This is a genomic window from Rhodococcus sp. OS5 (genome assembly GCF_056837585.1).
Genome location: NZ_CM166368.1, coordinates 5,446,956 through 5,464,219 on the forward strand (window position 1 = coordinate 5,446,956; position 17,264 = coordinate 5,464,219).

Here is a 17,264-nt window from a genome sequence, read left to right on the forward strand (position 1 = left end):
AAGGGTGTACGTACGAATGAAGGGCGAGTTACATGCCCATGCCACCGTCGACCGGTAGGCCGATTCCGGTGATGAATCGCGCGGCGTCGGAGGACAAGAACACAACGGCGTCAGCCATGTCGTTCACTTCACCGAGGCGGCCGAGCGGGGTGAGGCCGATGACGTCTCCGACTGCTGCTTCGGCGCTGGGCCAGAGACCGAGCTTCTCCATGTCCGCCGCGAGTCCGAGACCCATCTCCGTGGCGACAAGACCCGGGTAGATGCAGTTGACGCGGACTCCGTAGCCGAGCTTGCCCGACTCGGCGGCGGCAACTCTGGTGAAGCGATCGACCGCGGACTTGGTCGCGGAGTATCCACTGATCCCGGGAAACGGAATGGTTGCGGCCACTGAAGAGATGTTGATGACGGAACCGCCGGTTCCGGCTACGCCACCCGGACGCATGCTGCGCAGTCCGTGTTTGGTTCCGAGCGCTGTTCCGAGGATGTTGACCTCACACATACGGCGGATGTCGTTCGGATCGAGGTCGACCACCAGCGAGGAAATCTCGATGCCTGCGTTGTTGACGAGGATGTCGAAGCCGCCGAGAGTCTCCGCGGTGGCGGCGACTGCCTCTTCCCAGTTGGCGTCGTCGGTGACGTCCAGCTTTACGAAGCCGGTTTTGACTCCGCCCGAACCAACAGCCTCTGCGGTGGCACGACCCTCGTCTTCGAGAACGTCGCCGATCATCACTGACGCCCCCGCCTTCGCCAACGCCTCAGCCATTCCGGCTCCGAGCCCCTTGGCACCACCTGTGACCAGTGCTTTTCGTCCCTCGAGATCAAACACGCTCATTTTCGACTGCCTCCATGACTGAAACGACTCTCGCGATGCCACCGTTCACAGCGACGCTGCCAAGTGGTATGAGTCACAGAGTATTCAACTTTGGACGAGTGTCAAGAGAAATCTTGACGACTGTCAAGATTTTGTTACACGCTCGTCAAAGACCAGGGGTTACACTGATTCGGACGCGGTGATCGTGCCGCTGTGGAAACCGCAGGGAACAGGACGTGCCATCGTGACCACGACAGTCGAGAAGCCTAGTGAGGCAGGGAAAAAGGCTGCACCTAGCTCACCGGGCCAGCAGTCCGACTCCGCGAAGCGGTCCGACTCCGCCAAGCGGTCCAACGCAGACAAGGTGTCGCGTCGCCAGGTCGACAAATTCTCCGAGCGACGTGATCAACTCGCCGAGGCCGCACTGCAAACCCTGGCCGAATTGGGCTACGCACGCACGAGCCTGCGCGAAATCGCCCAGAATTCGGAGTTCTCCCACGGCGTCCTGCACTACTACTTCAGCGACAAGGTCGATCTCATCACCCACTGCGTGCGCCACTACAAGGCACGCTGCGTCACCCGCTACGACGGCATCGTCGCCACCGCGAAGACACCGGAGGAACTGAAAACCGGTTTCGGCGCACTGCTCGCCGAGACCATGATCGAAGAACCCACGATGCACCGCCTCTGGTACGACCTGCGCGCGCAGTCGATGTTCGAGGAGTCGTTCCGAGCCGACGTCGCCGCGATCGACGAGAGTCTCGAAAACATGATCTGGCGCATTGTTTCTCGCTACGCCGAGCTTCTCGACGTAGAGGCATCGGTCACCTCGGCGGCGATGTACGCAATCTTCGACGGCCTGTTCCAGCAGAGCCTGCTGCGCCATCTGTCCGGCGATCAGACTGCCGCAAACTATCTTTCGGAGAGCGTCCAGCAGATGCTGCCTCTGGTAGTGCCCACTCCCTGATCAGCGAGCAGCGATGCCTTCCGCGACGTACCTGGCTCCGCGATCGAATTCTCCGACCACGTCGTAATCGGCGTCTTGCCGCCAGAAGCGGACCAACGCTCCGTACGTACCACCGATCATCTGTGCGAGAAAGAGCGGCGGGTAGTCCGATCTCACTTCGCCGGCTTCGATACCGGCAGTGACGATCCGCAGAAGTTCCACGTGGAACCGATGATCGTGGGCCGCCCCCGCTCCGGAGGAGGCGAAGTCGCGCTCGAGTTCTGCAGTCACCATGCGCAGATAGCGCGGGTGCATGATCGCTTGCTGCGCAAAGTCCTGAAAAATCCGGGAGATCCGATCAGAAGTCGGCATCGGCGATTCCATGAGCTGATCCACCAGTGCCGCAAGCTGATCGAGATGATCACTGTGCAACGCCTCGAGAACCGAGTCCTTGCCCTGGAAGTAATTGAAGAAGGTGGCTCGCGACACCTCGGCTCGCTCGGCGATGTCGTCGACGGTCGTGCTGGCGAAACCCTGCGCCGAGAACAGAATTCGAGCAGCCGAGAGCAACCTGTCGTTGGTGTCGCGCTTGTTCTGTTCTCGTTTGGAAATCACGTCGACCTGCCCTTCTCCGCCTCAGAACACAGTCTTCGCCACAGTCCGGAATGTGTCCAATGTCCGTCCCGTCAGGTGACGCACCTCCGCCTCCGATAGGTGGACTACAGTCCAATTATGTCGACTGTTTCCACCGAACGCCATGACCGCGTTCTCATCGTCAGGATCGAACGCGAAGAACGCCGTAACGCGATCAACCGTGAGACTGCCGAGGGAATCGAAGCCGCGCTGAATCTTCTCGACGACGACCCTGATCTGTGGGTCGGCATCATCACCGGAACCCCCAACATCTTTTGCGCCGGAACCGATATCCGAGAGCGGGCCGACCTTCGCATGCCTCGCGGCGGTGAGTACGGCGTCATTCGGCGCCGGCGGAACAAGCCCCTGATCGCTGCAGTCGAGGGCTACGCGCTTGGTGGCGGTTTCGAAATCGCACTGGCCTGCGATCTGATCGTCGCCTCTGCCACAGCGCAATTCGGCCTTCCCGAAACCAAACGCGGTCTGGTTGCGACGTCCGGCGCACTCTTTCGGGCTCCTCGCGCGCTTCCGATCAACGTCGCCCGTGAACTCTTGATCACCGGCCGCACACTCGATCCCGAACGGGCAAAGGACCTCGGCGTCGTCAATGCAGTCACTGCCCCTGGTAAGGCACTCGACGAGGCACTGGTGATGGCAGCGGAGATCTGCGAGTCCTCCCCCACCTCCGTGAGTCTGAGTCTGAAGGCCATCGAGGCTCTCTACGCCGACGCCGACGCCGACGGATGGAAGGTCACCGACGACGCCAAGGACGCAGTGTTGCGCTCTCCGGACATCGCCGAAGGACTCGACGCTTTCGCCACTCGTCGGACACCCCGATGGAGCGGACTGCCGCCCGCATGACAGACCACAATCCGAGACAGATTTCCTATACGTCTGGTCGGAAAGGGTATGAACCGGTTACAGTCTCTCCTGTGACGGGAATCGGCGCATACGAGACGGGCACGCTGCTGACGCGGCGGCGCCATGTCGACTTTGCGCATGTCTGTACATCCGGGTGTCCGATCTACTGATCGGACCTACGACGTGAGCGCCGCTCACGTCGATACTCGTATGTACACCCAGATCAGGGGACATTTCTGTCATGACCACCGCCTCCATCTCACACCTGAGTTCCGTCGTAGCAGCCAACGCCGACGCCATCGACAAAGACGCGAGCAAAGCACACGTCGTATTCAAGGCTTCCGCCCAGGCGCACGACGCCGTTGCCAGCACCATTTCTATCGGTAAGTACAGCGTCGAGGTCGACGAGCCGCCGGCCCTCGGCGGCGAGAACACCGCAGCCAATCCTGTCGAGTACTACCTTGCTTCCCTGCTCTCCTGCCAGGTGGTCACCTACCGCGTCTGGGCGGACAAACTCGGTATCGCTCTCGACGACATCTCGGCCAGAGCCGAAGGTGACCTCGACGTTCGTGGATTCTTCGGCTTCGACGACGCCGTCCGTCCGGGATTCTCCGAGGTCCGCGTGGTCGTCACCCTGACCGGCCCCGAAACCCGCGAGCGCTACCTGGAACTGCAGGAAACAGTCGACGCCCACTGCCCCGTACTCGATCTCACCCGCAATCCCGTCCCAGTGCATACAGTCGTCGAAACCGCCTGACCCGCACCAACCCACCTTCACCACGGAGTATGAATTCATGAGCGAGAACACCCCCGTCGATACCGATCCGACCGCCGATTGGTCGTTCGAAACCAAGCAGGTCCACGCCGGACAGGGCCCGGACAGCGCTACCAACGCTCGGGCGCTTCCGATCTACCAGACCACCAGCTACGTCTTCGACAACACCGACCATGCGGCGGCGCTCTTCGGCCTCGCCGAGCCGGGCAACATCTACACCCGCATCATGAACCCGACGCAGGACGCCGTCGAGCAGCGCATCGCCGCCCTCGAAGGCGGAGTCGCGGCTCTGCTGGTTGCGTCCGGTCAGGCCGCCGAATCCTTCGCGATCCTCAACCTCGCCGAGGCCGGGGACCACATCGTCTCAAGCCCTCGCCTGTACGGCGGCACGTACAACCTCTTCCACTACACGCTGCCCAAGCTCGGTATCACCGTCGACTTCGTCGAGGACCCGGACAACCTCGATCACTGGCGTGAGGCAATCCGTCCGAACACCAAGGCGTTCTACGGCGAAACCATCTCCAACCCCAAGAACGACGTGTTCGACATCCCCGGCATCAGCGCAGTCGCCCATGAGCACGGCATCCCACTGATCGTGGACAACACGGTCGCAACTCCGTATCTCATTCAGCCGCTGAAGCACGGCGCCGACATCGTCGTCCACTCCGCCACCAAATACCTTGGCGGACACGGCACCGCGATCGCCGGCGTCATCGTCGACGGTGGCACCTTCGACTGGACCCAGGGACGCCACACCAACTTCACGACCCCCGACCCCAGCTACCACGGCGTCACCTTTGCCGATCTCGGTGCACCCGCCTACGCCCTCAAGGCACGCGTTCAGCTTCTGCGCGACCTCGGCTCGGCCATCGCACCGTTCAACGCCTTCCTCATCTCGCAGGGTATCGAGACACTGAGCCTGCGCATCGAGCGCCACGTGTCCAACGCCCAGAAGGTCGCGGAATTCCTCGAGGGCCGCGCCGAAGTCACGTCGGTCGCGTACGCCGGACTGGAATCCTCGCCCTGGCACGAGCGTGGAAAGCAGCTGGCTCCCAAGGGAACCGGCGCCATCGTCGCGTTCGAGCTCGCCGGTGGAGTCGACGCAGGCAAGAAGTTCGTCAACGCCCTGACGCTGCACAGCCACGTCGCCAACATCGGTGACGTTCGCTCACTCGTCATCCACCCCGCGTCGACGACGCACTCGCAGCTCACCCCCGAAGAGCAGCTCGCTTCGGGCGTCACGCCCGGGCTCGTCCGCCTCGCGGTCGGCATCGAAGGAATCGACGACATCCTCGCCGACCTCGAAACCGGTTTGGCAGCAGCAGCTTCCTGATCTATCGCACGAAAAAGCTCGGCCCCGATATGCATTGGGACCGAGCTTTTTCGTTGCGAAGAGCTAGCTCTTGGGAGTGAACGCAGCCAGCGGTTCACTGTCGGACCAGTCGTGGCCCCAGTAGCTGTCCGCCGTGATTTCCTCAGCGGTGTAAAAGGCTTCGTCGACAAGCATGCCTTCGCAACCGAACTCCAGATCCCATCCACCCGGTGCGCGCACGTAGAACGACACCATCTTGTCGTTCGTGTGGCGACCCAACGTCGAGGAGATCGAGAAGCCGAGCTTGGCAACACGATCGAGAGCCTGACCGACGGCGTCGAGAGTCTCGGCTTCCATCATCAGGTGCACGAGACCGGGCTCGTCAACCGGCGGCGCCGGGCACAACGCCAGGCTGTGGTGGCGCTGGTTGACACCCATGAAGCGAACGCGGCGAGCCGGCGGCGGCGCATCGATACCGCCGAGACGGATGGAACCGCGCGGGAGGAATCCGAGCACCTCTGTGTAGAAGGTGTATGCCTCGTCGAAACGCGTAACCGGAAGCACCACATGGCCGAGGCCCTGATCGCCGGTGACGAAACGGCCGCCGTGCGGGGTGACCAACGGGCTGTGGTCGAGTACCGGTCCGAAGAAGACCTCGACTCGGTTGCCGTTGGGATCGTCGAATGCGATGACCTGCTCGGCATCGCGGTAGCTGGCGTCGACCTCGGAAAGAACCTCGACCTCGACTCCGGCCTTCTCCACTGCTTCACGAACACGCTGGAGCGCGAACTGATCTCGCACTTCCCAGCCCACTGCGAGAGCCTTGTCCGTCTCACCGGGCAGGACGATCAGTCGCGCACGACGCTCGTCCAGGCGCAAGTAGAGGCCGTCGGCTTCCGGGCCACTACCGACCGCGAGGCCGAGTCCGTCGACCACGAGCTCGCGCCAGCGAGCCACGTCCTGCGTTTGGATCCTGAGATACCCCAGGCCCCGAATTTCAGTCATGCCTAACCGTCCTTGCTTCGAAAGTATTTGTGGGACTAGATCATCGAGCGGTGGATACCCTGCGGTTCGCCACCGAGCTGCGAGAGCGTCGACGCATGGAAAATGGAACCGGGTACGTGGATCGCATGCGCGAGACCGGCATGAGCGTCACGCCAGAACCGCTGCATCGGCGTGTTCAACTGCAAAGCCCCACCACCGGAACGAGCAAAGATCTCGTCCACCGCACGCACCGCCCGCCACGCCGCAGCAGTCTGCGTACGGCGACCGATCGCACGAAGCTCGAACGAAACTTCCTGCCCCTTCTCCGTCATGTCCCAGAAACGATCCACCGTCTCCAAGATCGCAGCCCGAGAAGCAGCGATCTCGGCCGCCGCCTCACCGATCGCGAACAGCACGTACGGATCTTCCTTGATCGGAACACCACTGACCGTCACCCGCTCACGCTGCGCCGCCATGTTGCACGCCAACGCACCTTCGGCGATACCGATCAACGACGAGGTGATCCCCAACGGGAAAATGCACGAGAACGGGAACTTGTACAACGTCTCCGTACGACCCGCTTCCTTCCACGCCGTCCCGTCGTACACCTTTCCGGCGTCGATCGTGCGGTAGGTGGGCAGGAACGCGTCCTTGACGATCAGGTCCTTCGACCCGGTTCCGCGCAGGCCCACGACATTCCAGCTGTCCTGGTCGATGTCGTAATCGGAGCGCGGCAGCAGTACGTGCAGGTGCTTCGGCGGCATCAACGGCTTGCCGGACTCGTCACCGACCATCGCGCCGATCATGATCCAGTCACAGTGATCGGTACCGGACGAGAACGACCAACGACCGTTGAGGATGTACCCACCCTCGACCGGCCTCGCCACACCCATCGGCGCATACGGTGACGCCATCCACGTATCGGGATCGGTTCCCCACACCTCTTCCTGAGCCTTGCGGTCGAAGAACGCAAGCTCCCACGGATGCACACCGACGATGCCGCTGACCCAGCCCGTGGCACCGTCCATCGCACCGATAGCCATTGCCGTCTCGGCGAATTCACGCGGATGCGCCTCGAGGCCTCCGAACTCCTTCGGCTGGAACATCCGGATGACGCCGGAGTCGCGCAAGCGCTTCGCGCTGCCGTCCGTCAAGCGCATCAGCTTGTCGCCCTCGACCCCGTCGGCGCGGATCTCGTCGGCGAACTGTGAGATGTTGTCCAGAACCTGACCCATGATTTTTCCGGCTTTCTGGTTTCGCTACCCGGCGAGTGCCTGGGCAGAATGAAAATCTGTTGGTGAAACGGTGGCAGGTAGCCCACCGAAGTGCAGAAACGCTTCCCGGTGAGTGGGAGCACCCCTGTGCGCCTTTTTGGTAGTGGGGGCTACCAAAAAGGCGCACCGTCCTTACTTGCCTTCTGGACGCGTCAGAAATGCCAGAACGGACGCGACCCAGGCGTCGCGAGCTTCGATCATCGTCCAGTGTCCGCAGTTGGGGAAGATGTGAACTTCGCCGTTGGGGATGTCGCGCATCGGCAGAATCGCCATGTCCACGGGGCTGACGCGGTCGTCGCGTCCCCAGGTCAACAGCGTTGGCGCCTTGATCTTGTTCAGCTGCGCCCAGTACGGCACGGCGGTCGACGCAGCGGCAGCCGCGCCCATGGCGGCCATGGCCTTGCTGCTGTACATACGACGGGCGATCTCGAGCGTCGTCGGCTCGGTGGCCAGGGCCCAACGCTCTTCGATGAGCTGCTCGGTGACGACGGCACGGTCGAAGACCATCGAATGCAACCAGCGGACCAGGGCTTCGCGGGTGGGGTTGTCGGTGAACTCCATGAGGAGTTTGATGCCTTCACCGGGCCCCGGCGAGAAGGTGTTCTTTCCCATGCCGCCGATGGTGACGAGCTTGCTCACCCGGTGCGGCTCGTCGATCGCGACCTTGGTGGCGACGATGCCGCCCATGGAGTTACCGATCATGTGGACCGGGCCGAGGCCGAGGCCGTCGAGGAACATCCCGACCGACGCCTGCGCCATCATCATCGGATGGTCGGGGCCGGGATCGCTGACGCCGAATCCGGGGAACTCGAGAACGTAGCAGTGGAAGTGCTTCGCGAAGTCCGCGAGAACGCCGCGGTAGTTACGCCAACCGGTGACGCCGGGGCCCGATCCGTGCAGCAGCAGGAGCGGCGGGCCGTCGCCGGCTTCGTGGTACCGGAGCACACCGAGATCGGTCTGCAGTTCCTTCAGAGTTCCCTCGTAGCTCAGTTCAGTCGTCATGGTCCGAACCGTGCCATCAGTACCGCTGAGCTGCTATGACTCGTCCCGATCAGCGAGACAAGTCGATCAAAATATGTCAGATCCAGTGGTCGGACGACGCTGCCAGCAGGCGATCCATCGTCTCCGCCGAGAACGTATTGGTCGGAACGGGAGGCGTTTTGCGGCCGCGGCGAGGAGCACCCAGTTCGGGGTACAGCGTCCGTGAGACCTCGCGAGCCGCGTCGACGACCAGCGGAGCAACTCGCTCGAGCTGAGCGGTCCGCATGTCACCACACAACGCGATGCTGCCGACGGGACCCTCGTGTCCGCGAATTGCCGAAGCCACACAAGCGACTCCACGCGCTGACTCCCCGCGTTCGAAGGCCAGTCCCCGACGCTGACGGATGCGGTTCAGTTCCTGGTGGAGCACAGCGACGTCGGTGATCGTGTTCTCGGTGCAGCGGGGAAGAGAAGCCCCGAACAGAGCGTCGACGCGCTCGGGGTCGATCCACGCCAGCATCGCCTTGCCACCAGCCGTCGAATGAGCGAGCACTCTGCCGCCGACGCGGGACGGGAGCGCCGCGGCGAATCGTCCGCCGACCTTGTCGAGATAGACGCTCTCGCGTCCGTCGAGCACCGACAGGTGAACGACCATGCCGGTCTGCAGGTGCAGTTCGTGCAGAAGCGGTGCAGCGGCTTCGCGGATCTGGCTGTGGCCGCCGTCGCCACCACCGAGGCCGAGCGCGCGACGCCCGAGGCAGTAGCCGAACGATGCGTGATCGACCCAGTCCAGCTTGACCAGCTGATCGAGAATGCGGTGGACCGTGGAGCGCGGCAACTGAGTACGGCACGCGACCTCTTCCAGCGTCAGCCGCGCGGCGCGGCCGTCGAATGCGTCGAGAATCAGTGTCATCCGCTCGACCATCGACGGCGGCAGATCCTTCTTGGGTTGCCCACCGGCAGTCTGGACGGTGGACAGTGTGTCGTTCATGTCAACAATGGTCATGGACGCCTCCCGAAAACTGGAATTGATTCTACCGACTATAACCCAGGTCACAGTTTCTGGAAAGTGAATCGATCTTTTCGATCCCGATCAGCGGTAATTCACCTGCCGCTGGGCGAGTGGGGACGCTATAAACGCCCGATGCACCTGGGAATCGTCACGCCGGTCCTGATTCAGCACCCGAGCACGCGCTCGGAGTGGGAGGCAAGTGCTGACATCGGCGAGATCGCCACAGTGGCCGCCACGGCGGATCGACTCGGTTTCCATCATCTGACCTGCAGTGAACACGTGGCGGTCCCCGAGGAGATTGCCACCGAGCGCGGCGGAACCTACTGGGATCCGCTCGCCACCCTTGGTTTTCTCGCCGCGCGTACATCACGAATCCTGCTGGCGACCCAGGTGCTGGTGTTGGGCTACCACCACCCCCTCGAGATCGCCAAGCGTTACGGAACGCTTGATCGCGTCAGCAATGGACGCCTGATACTCGGCCTCGGGGTGGGGACTCTGAAACAAGAATTCGATCTCATAAATGCTCCATTTCCCGACCGAGGAGCGCGCGCTGACGATGCCTTGGCCGCACTTCGGGCATCACTGTCGACGCCGACTCCGGAGTATCACGGCGAGTTCTACGACTACTCCGGATTTGTCGTCGAACCCCACGCCGTCCAGAAACGGGTGGCGCTGTGGATCGGCGGCCGGACCAAGAGATCGCTGCGCCGGGCCACCACACACGGCGACGGGTGGGTGCCGTTCGGGCTGCGATTCTCCGAACTGAAGGAAATGCTCGATGCCACGACGCTCCCCGACGGATTCGACGTGGTGCTTCCCGCGGGTGCGCCGCTCGATCCTCTCGACAATCGCGAATCCACCCTTCGCGCCTTGACTCGCGTCCGCGACGCCGGGGCGACCATCGCCAGTTGCTCGGTCGGCGCTCGAAGCGTCGAGCACTACTGCGAACAACTCGAAGAACTTCACCGAATCGCCCTCGCCGAGGGCTTTTCTTTCACCACTTCCTGATTCGCCGACAATCCAATGCAAAGGACGTACCGATGACCGACTCGACCGCCCTGATCGAATCCCTGCTCGCCCGAGTGGAACTGCTCGAGGACAAGCTCGCGATCACCGAACTGCTGACCACATACAGCCCTGCCGTGGACAGCGGATCAGCCGACGAGGTCGCGAACCTGTGGCTCGAGGACGGCGTCTACGACGTCGATACCGGTGCGATGCACGGCCGCGGCGAACTGCGCGCGATGGTTCACAGCGCCTCACACCAGAACTGGATCATGAACGGCGCGGCCCACATGATGACACCCGCGCACATCCGCATCGACGGCAACAAGGCCGTCGCGACCTGCCATTCGCAGTTGGTCATCAAAGATCCCGAGAACCCGACGGGATTCAAGGTCCTCCGCATCACCGCAAACCGTTGGGAACTGATCAAGACGGACGGCGAGTGGAAGGTCGAACTGCGTACCAACGCCCTCCTCGACGGCCGACCCGAGGCTCGCGCTCTCCTGGCTGCCGGCGTGACGGCCTAACCGGCCTGTGCGCGGTTAGGGACCCTCTGCGGTCGCTGACCGCGCACAGCTGTTGAAAGTTCGGCTCCCCGAACTCTATAGTTCACTTATTCGAACCAACAGGTCCGAGTACGTGTGACCAGGAGACCGATGAGCACCAGTACGCAAGAGCCGACGACTCCGCGCCGACGACCCACGGGGAGATCCATCGCCCTGCTCGGTCCGGCGTTCGTCGCGGCAATCGCGTACGTCGATCCGGGCAACGTCGCCGCCAACCTCACCGCCGGCGCCAAGTACGGCTACCTCCTCATCTGGGTACTCATACTCGCCAACGCGATGGCCGTCCTCGTGCAGTATCTGTCCGCGAAACTCGGTCTCGTCTCCGGCAGATCCCTGCCCGAAATGCTGGGTCAGCGCCTGCGTAAGAACAACCGCCGCGCCTTCTGGCTCCAGGCCGAGATGATGGCGATCGCGACCGACGTCGCCGAAGTCATCGGCGGCGCCATCGCACTCAACCTGCTCTTCAACATCCCGCTCTTCCTCGGCGGACTGATCACCGGATGCGTGTCGATGGTCATCCTGACGATCCAAAGTCGGCGCGGACAGCGCACTTTCGAGTTCGTGGTCATGGGATTGCTGGCCATCATCACCATCGGCTTCCTGACCGGGCTCGCCTTCACCGACGTCTCCGGCAGCGAGGCCGTCGCCGGACTGGTCCCCCGCTTCGAAGGAACCGAGACCGTACTGCTCGCCGCCAGCATGCTCGGAGCAACGGTCATGCCGCACGCGATCTACCTTCACTCCGCATTGGCACGTGATCGCCACGGCCACATCAAACCCGGCCCACGGTTGCAGCGATTACTCAAAGTCACCCGTTGGGATGTCGTCGTCGCGTTGATCATCGCCGGTGGCGTGAACATCGGCATGCTGCTGCTGGCCGCTTCGGCGCTGCGCGGAGTACCCGGCACCGACACCATCGACGGCGCGCATGCCGCGATCGAGAATTCGCTCGGCCCGGGCGTAGCCGTGGTGTTCGCGATCGGCCTCCTCGCCTCCGGACTCGCGTCGACCTCCGTGGGATGCGCGGCCGGCGCCGAGATCATGCATGGCCTTCTGGCCATTCGGATTCCGGTGATCACACGCCGGATCGTCACGCTCGTCCCGGCACTGATCGTGCTCGGACTCGGCGTCGACCCGACGCTGGCGCTCGTGCTCAGCCAAGTGGTCTTGAGCCTGTGCATCCCCTTCGCGATCATCCCGCTGGTGCGAATGACCTCGGACCCCGAACTCATGGGCGACGCGCGCAATGCCCCGCTCACGACCGTCGCGGCGTGGATTGCGGCGGGCTTGATCGTTGCACTCAACGTCGCTCTGCTGGTTCTGACGGTGACAGGCTAGAGCACCGGAGCCACCCAACGCGTCCCTCACAAACGCGCTGGACGGCTCCGGCCGGACTAGGAGACTTGCTCGGCGAGAGTGGCCTTGGCCCAGCGATAGTCGGCCTTTCCGCTGGGAGAACGCCTGATCGACGGAACGTTCATGACGGTGCGCGGCACTTTGTACCGAGCGACCTGCGACGCGCAATGCTCACCGATCTCGGCAGCGTCCGGGACGTCGAAGCCTTCGCGGGTCGTGATGACCGCAGCGACGCGCTCACCGAACTTCGCATCCGGAATTCCCGCGACCACAGCGTCGAGCACCGCCGGGTGACTCTTGAGCGCCTGCTCGACCTCTTCCGGATACACCTTCTCCCCGCCGGTGTTGATGCACTGAGAACCACGTCCCAGCAAGACGATCGAGCCGTCGGCTTCCACGCGTCCGACGTCGCCGAGCACCGACATCCGCACCCCGTCGATCACCGGGAACGTAGCCGCGGTCTTGACCGGATCATTGAAGTAGCCGACCGGCACGTGACCGCTGCGAGCGATGTAGCCGGTCTCGGGCGATCCCGGCTCCAGCGGCCGCATCCTTTCGTCCACGACGCGGGTCTCGTCGCGAGCGGCGATGCGCATCAGGCCGTCTTCGCCGATCTCCAGATTGCCGTCGACGCCCGACTCCGAGGAGCCGAATCCGTCGCGGATCACCAGGTTCGGAAGCATCGACTTGAGCTGCTCCCGCAGTGAGAGCGAGAACAAGGCTCCGCCGGACGAGACCATTCCGACCGTGCTGAGGTCGTAATCTGCTGCGTTTGCTGCCAATTCGTCTGCGAGCGGACGTGCCATCGCGTCTCCGACGACGGTGATGGAGACGGCCTTCTCACTTCCGGCGAGCTGCAGCGTCGCCTTCGCGTCGAACCGCGCCATGAGAATTGCGTTGGCGCCCATGAAGAATCCGGTGAACAGCGAGTACGACGCCGCACCGTGCATCAGGGGTGCGGTACTGAGCATGTTCATCGCGGGGACGTTCGGCACCGCGGCGAACAGAGCCTCGGCGGTCGTGTGCGGCGGACCGAACGGATTTCCGCCGGTGAGCGCCGCGAAGTAGAAGTCTTCATGACGCCACATGACGCCCTTGGGCATCCCCGTCGTGCCGCCGGTGTAGATGACGAAGAGGTCGTCGTTGCTGCGGGGCGCGAAGTCACGAGTAGCGGGCTGCTCCGCGGCGGCGTCGGCGTATCCAACGACGTCGACACCTTCGATGTCGCCGACCACGGACTTGCCGACGACAACGACGTGTTTGATGCCGGGCACGGCCGGGAGAACCGTCTCCACCACCGGAGCGAACTCCTCGTCCACGATCAGTGCCACCGACTGCGAATCGTTGTACAGGTAGGTCAGTTCGGCGTCGACGTAGCGATAGTTGACGTTGATCGGGACCGCGCGAATCTTGAGGCACCCGAGCAAACTCTCGACGAACTCGATGCTGTTGCGCATGTGCAGAGCAACGTGATCGCCGGGCCCGACACCGACACTCGCCAGGTGGCGGGCGATGCGATTCGAGCCCTCGTCCAGCTCGACGTAGGTGCGACGACGAACATCGCACACGAGCGCCGTGCGGTCCGGAATCAGATCCGAGATGCCCTCGTACAGATCTGCCAAATTCAGTGACACTGCTGGTGCCTTCCTTGATGTCCGGCCCGGTGAATTCGGGGCCGACCGTACTGCGTTTTCGGTGAGAACTATCCGACCCTGGAGCCGACGAATGCGGCCGAGAACTGAGCGGATCGGTGGTGACGCAAACGCGTACGCGGTGGGATCGCCGCGTCGCCCCAAGGTGGCATGCAGCGCTCGTGACCCAGATCACCGCTCCCGCTGAGTGAGACTCCTCCTCAGTCGGCCAAACTTCTGTTCAAAACTAGAACTAATTCTGATTTCGCTCGAATGATTTTTTCGGAACGACTACCGAACTCTCGACTTCAAATTAGAATGAATACTAATTTTGCAAGACCTACCCGACCGCCCGGATCGAAGGAGCACGACATGACGCAATCACTGAGCTTGGAAGGCAAAGTTGCCGCCGTCACCGGCGCCGGCGCCGGCCTGGGTCGCGCCGAAGCACTCGGACTCGCGGCTGCCGGTGCAGCCGTCATCGTCAACGACATGGGTGCAGCGGCCAACGACGTGGTCGACGAGATCAAGGCCGCAGGTGGACAGGCACTCGCCATCACCGGCGACGTCTCCGACTGGTCGCTCGGCGGGCGCATCATCGAAGAGGCTGTCAAGAACTTCGGATCCTTCGACATCCTCGTCAACAATGCAGGCATCCTGCGCGACAAGATGATCTTCAACCTGACCGAATCCGATTGGGACGACGTCATCCGCGTGCACCTCAAGGGCCACGCCGCCACCTCGCACGCAGCCGCAGTCCACTGGCGCGCAGCCAGCAAGGCAGCCGACGCACCGGTCTACGGCCGCATCATCAACACCTCTTCCGAGGCCTTCCTCTTCGGCAGCGCCGGACAGCCCAACTACTCGGCAGCCAAGGCCGGCATCACCGCTCTGACGCTCTCGAGCGCAGCAGGTCTCTCCCGCTACGGCGTCCGCACCAACGCGATCTGCCCCCGTGCCCGCACCGCCATGACGGCAGAAGCCTTCGGCGAGAACAACACCGGCGTCGTCGGCCTCGATCCGCTTGCACCCGAGCGCGTCGCGACCCTGGTCAGCTACCTCGCATCCCCCGATTCCGACGAGATCAACGGACAGGTCTTCGTCGTCTACGGCAAGATGGTGGCGTTGATGGAAGCACCCAAGGTCGAGAACCGTTTCGACGCAGCCGGATCCGCGTTCACCGTCGAAGAACTCGGTGGCCAGCTCTCGTCTTACTTCTCCGGCCGTGGGCCGTACGAGACCTACGCCGCCTACAGCATCGCCGGCCTCGAAAAGATCGCACTTGCAGTCGACGAGACCGCAACAGTTTGAGCAGCACTTACGAAGAGGAGCGTTTCATGAGGTTGAACGGCAAGGTAGCGATCGTCACCGGCGGCGCCGGTGGAATCGGTCGCGCTGTCACCCGAGTCTTCGCCCGTGAAGGCGCGAAGGTCCTGTTCGTCGACATCAACGAGGAGCAGGGCCAGGCCCTCGAACAAGAACTGGCCGGCTCCGGCAAGTTCCTGAACGTCGACCTTGCTGCCGCCGGTTCGGCCGAGCAGATCCGTGACGCCGCGCTCGAGGCTTTCGGCAAGCTCGACATCCTGGTGAACAACGCTCACGCGTCCCGTCAGGCTCCGTTGCTCGAAACCACGCAGGACATGTTCGACCTGTCCTTCAACACCGGTTTCTACCCCGTTGTCCACCTCATGCAGGCGTGCCACGACGAACTCGCGAAGACCAAGGGTTCGGTCGTCAACTTCGCATCGGGTTCAGGTTTGGACGGAATGCCCACCCAGACGTCCTACGCTGCGGCCAAGGAAGCTGTGCGAGGCCTGACGCGCGTCGTCGCCAACGAGTGGGCGCCGGAAGGCATTCGGGTCAACGTGGTCTGCCCGTTCGCCGCCACCGAAGGCGTCGTCAAGTGGCAGGAAGCCTTCCCTGAGCGCGCAGCCGCATCGGTTGCCAAGGTGCCTCTCGGACGCATCGGTGATCCTGAAACCGACATCGCTCCCGTCGTGGTGTTCCTGGCGAGCGAGGATTCCAAGTACATGACGGGTCAGACGTTGATGGCCGACGGCGGCAGCATCAAACTGCGCTGAGTCGAAGTTCTTCTCGGTGAGCTCAGCTCACCGAGAAGAGCTTGGCGGCGTTGTCGTGCACGACGGCTCGCAGCCATTCGTCTCCGAGATCGAAGCGCGTAACCGCTTGCAAGGCTGTGAGATACGGGTACGGAATGTTCGGGAAGTCGCTACCGAACAGAATCCGGTCCTGCATGTCGACGAGCCGTGATACGTCTACCTTCGGGAAGGCACACTGCTCTTCCGTGAAGTCGGTGAACGCCATGGTCGTATCCAGGCGGACGTTGCCGTAAGCCTCTGCCAGATCGAGGAATTCGCTGTACTCGGGCATCCCCATGTGGGCGACGATCAACGACAGGCGCGGGTACCGTGCGAGCAGCGAAGAAATGCGATCAGGTCCCGTGTACTCCCCCGGCGCCGGTCCCGATCCACAGTGAATCACGATGGGCGTCTCGGAGTCCTCGAGTTGCCCCCAGACCTTGTCGAGCAGAGGGTCGTTCGGATCGTAGTTTCCGACCTGGATGTGGGACTTGAAGATTCGCGCGCCCGACTCCAATGCCTTGCCGACGTACGACGCCGCCGACTCCTCGGGATAGAACGTGGCTGTGTGCAGGCAATCGGGCGTTTGCGCGGCAAATTCGACGGCCCACTGATTGAGCCACTCGGCCATCGCGTGCTTGTGCGGGTAGATCATCGACGTGAAAGCCCGGACACCGAACTCGCGGAGACGGTGTACCCGCTCCTCCTCGGCAAGTCGGTAGGCGATGGGCCAAGGACGACCGATCATCGGTCCCGCCGAATCGAAGTAACCCCACACCTTGTCCATGACGCTCTTCGGCATGAAATGGGTGTGGACGTCGATCACGCCAGGAACACCCAACTCGCGCCAAAAAGCCCGAACCTCGGCGATCTCCTCCGGTCCGGTCGATGGGACCTCTTCGGTACACACGTCTGACACCCCTTTCGTTCGCTCGACCATACCGAGTGCCGTCGCGCTCACCGGGACAGGTCGTTGACGGCCCGCCCGGAGCACCCGAATGTGAACCCATCTTGCCGA

The 17,264-nt window shown here is 62.9% G+C and carries 17 protein-coding genes; 9 read left to right on the forward strand and 8 right to left on the reverse strand.

Annotated elements, in window-relative coordinates:
* Positions 1-28: 28 nt before the first annotated feature.
* Complete coding sequence (locus tag ACVZUB_RS25405; protein WP_007732778.1) at positions 29-832, reverse strand: SDR family NAD(P)-dependent oxidoreductase; 804 nt, start codon at positions 830-832, stop codon at positions 29-31.
* Between the two features lie 343 nt (positions 833-1,175).
* Here ACVZUB_RS25405 and ACVZUB_RS25410 point away from each other — a divergent pair, with 343 nt between their 5' ends.
* Positions 1,176-1,778: a TetR/AcrR family transcriptional regulator gene (locus tag ACVZUB_RS25410; protein WP_042448650.1), complete on the forward strand. Its 603-nt coding sequence runs from the start codon at positions 1,176-1,178 to the stop codon at positions 1,776-1,778.
* Here the strand turns inward: ACVZUB_RS25410 and ACVZUB_RS25415 are convergent, their stop codons facing one another.
* Entirely contained in the window at positions 1,779-2,372 is a 594-nt protein-coding gene (locus ACVZUB_RS25415; protein ID WP_003940428.1) for a TetR/AcrR family transcriptional regulator, read from the reverse strand.
* A gap of 117 nt (positions 2,373-2,489) precedes the next feature.
* On the opposite strand from ACVZUB_RS25415, the gene ACVZUB_RS25420 reads away from it, so the two are divergent.
* The 3 genes from ACVZUB_RS25420 (at position 2,490) to ACVZUB_RS25430 (ending at position 5,359) form a co-directional block, all read left to right on the forward strand.
* A complete protein-coding gene (locus ACVZUB_RS25420) occupies positions 2,490-3,251 on the forward strand; it encodes an enoyl-CoA hydratase-related protein (protein WP_003940058.1) in 762 nt (253 codons plus the stop codon).
* A gap of 241 nt (positions 3,252-3,492) precedes the next feature.
* Positions 3,493-4,008 (forward strand): OsmC family protein, encoded by a 516-nt coding sequence (locus ACVZUB_RS25425; protein WP_030536951.1) that lies wholly within the window; start codon positions 3,493-3,495, stop codon positions 4,006-4,008.
* Between the two features lie 37 nt (positions 4,009-4,045).
* Positions 4,046-5,359: a bifunctional o-acetylhomoserine/o-acetylserine sulfhydrylase gene (locus tag ACVZUB_RS25430; protein ID WP_003939848.1), complete on the forward strand. Its 1,314-nt coding sequence runs from the start codon at positions 4,046-4,048 to the stop codon at positions 5,357-5,359.
* 63 nt (positions 5,360-5,422) lie between these two features.
* Here the strand turns inward: ACVZUB_RS25430 and bphC are convergent, their stop codons facing one another.
* The 4 genes from bphC to ACVZUB_RS25450 form a co-directional block, all read right to left on the reverse strand.
* On the reverse strand, positions 5,423-6,343 hold the full coding sequence (gene bphC / locus ACVZUB_RS25435) for a biphenyl-2,3-diol 1,2-dioxygenase (RefSeq protein WP_007732786.1): 921 nt from the start codon (positions 6,341-6,343) through the stop codon (positions 5,423-5,425).
* A gap of 35 nt (positions 6,344-6,378) precedes the next feature.
* Positions 6,379-7,557, reverse strand: a complete 1,179-nt coding sequence (locus tag ACVZUB_RS25440; protein WP_003940250.1) for an acyl-CoA dehydrogenase family protein — start codon at positions 7,555-7,557, stop codon at positions 6,379-6,381.
* A gap of 171 nt (positions 7,558-7,728) precedes the next feature.
* Positions 7,729-8,598 carry an alpha/beta fold hydrolase gene (locus ACVZUB_RS25445; RefSeq protein WP_003940235.1) on the reverse strand — a complete coding sequence of 290 codons (870 nt, stop codon included), beginning with the start codon at positions 8,596-8,598 and terminating at the stop codon, positions 7,729-7,731.
* 76 nt (positions 8,599-8,674) lie between these two features.
* Positions 8,675-9,583: an IclR family transcriptional regulator gene (locus ACVZUB_RS25450; protein ID WP_007729442.1), complete on the reverse strand. Its 909-nt coding sequence runs from the start codon at positions 9,581-9,583 to the stop codon at positions 8,675-8,677.
* Between the two features lie 138 nt (positions 9,584-9,721).
* On the opposite strand from ACVZUB_RS25450, the gene ACVZUB_RS25455 reads away from it, so the two are divergent.
* The 3 genes from ACVZUB_RS25455 to ACVZUB_RS25465 all read left to right on the forward strand — a co-directional run bounded on the left by ACVZUB_RS25455 (position 9,722) and on the right by ACVZUB_RS25465 (position 12,498).
* Positions 9,722-10,597 (forward strand): TIGR03619 family F420-dependent LLM class oxidoreductase, encoded by an 876-nt coding sequence (locus tag ACVZUB_RS25455; protein ID WP_482627869.1) that lies wholly within the window; start codon positions 9,722-9,724, stop codon positions 10,595-10,597.
* Between the two features lie 32 nt (positions 10,598-10,629).
* Positions 10,630-11,121 carry a nuclear transport factor 2 family protein gene (locus tag ACVZUB_RS25460; RefSeq protein WP_003939809.1) on the forward strand — a complete coding sequence of 164 codons (492 nt, stop codon included), beginning with the start codon at positions 10,630-10,632 and terminating at the stop codon, positions 11,119-11,121.
* A gap of 129 nt (positions 11,122-11,250) precedes the next feature.
* A complete protein-coding gene (locus ACVZUB_RS25465) occupies positions 11,251-12,498 on the forward strand; it encodes an Nramp family divalent metal transporter (protein ID WP_482627870.1) in 1,248 nt (415 codons plus the stop codon).
* A 56-nt stretch (positions 12,499-12,554) separates the two neighbouring features.
* Here ACVZUB_RS25465 and ACVZUB_RS25470 read toward each other — a convergent pair whose 3' ends face one another.
* On the reverse strand, positions 12,555-14,150 hold the full coding sequence (locus tag ACVZUB_RS25470) for an acyl-CoA synthetase (protein WP_482627871.1): 1,596 nt from the start codon (positions 14,148-14,150) through the stop codon (positions 12,555-12,557).
* Between the two features lie 369 nt (positions 14,151-14,519).
* On the opposite strand from ACVZUB_RS25470, the gene ACVZUB_RS25475 reads away from it, so the two are divergent.
* The gene (locus ACVZUB_RS25475) at positions 14,520-15,458 is read left to right on the forward strand and encodes a 3-oxoacyl-ACP reductase (protein ID WP_007729451.1); all 939 of its coding nucleotides are present in this window, start codon (positions 14,520-14,522) and stop codon (positions 15,456-15,458) included.
* Between the two features lie 26 nt (positions 15,459-15,484).
* Positions 15,485-16,228 carry an SDR family oxidoreductase gene (locus ACVZUB_RS25480; protein WP_054781716.1) on the forward strand — a complete coding sequence of 248 codons (744 nt, stop codon included), beginning with the start codon at positions 15,485-15,487 and terminating at the stop codon, positions 16,226-16,228.
* A 22-nt stretch (positions 16,229-16,250) separates the two neighbouring features.
* Here the strand turns inward: ACVZUB_RS25480 and ACVZUB_RS25485 are convergent, their stop codons facing one another.
* The gene (locus ACVZUB_RS25485; protein ID WP_179090785.1) at positions 16,251-17,156 is read right to left on the reverse strand and encodes an amidohydrolase family protein; all 906 of its coding nucleotides are present in this window, start codon (positions 17,154-17,156) and stop codon (positions 16,251-16,253) included.
* Between the last annotated feature and the right edge of the window lie 108 nt (positions 17,157-17,264).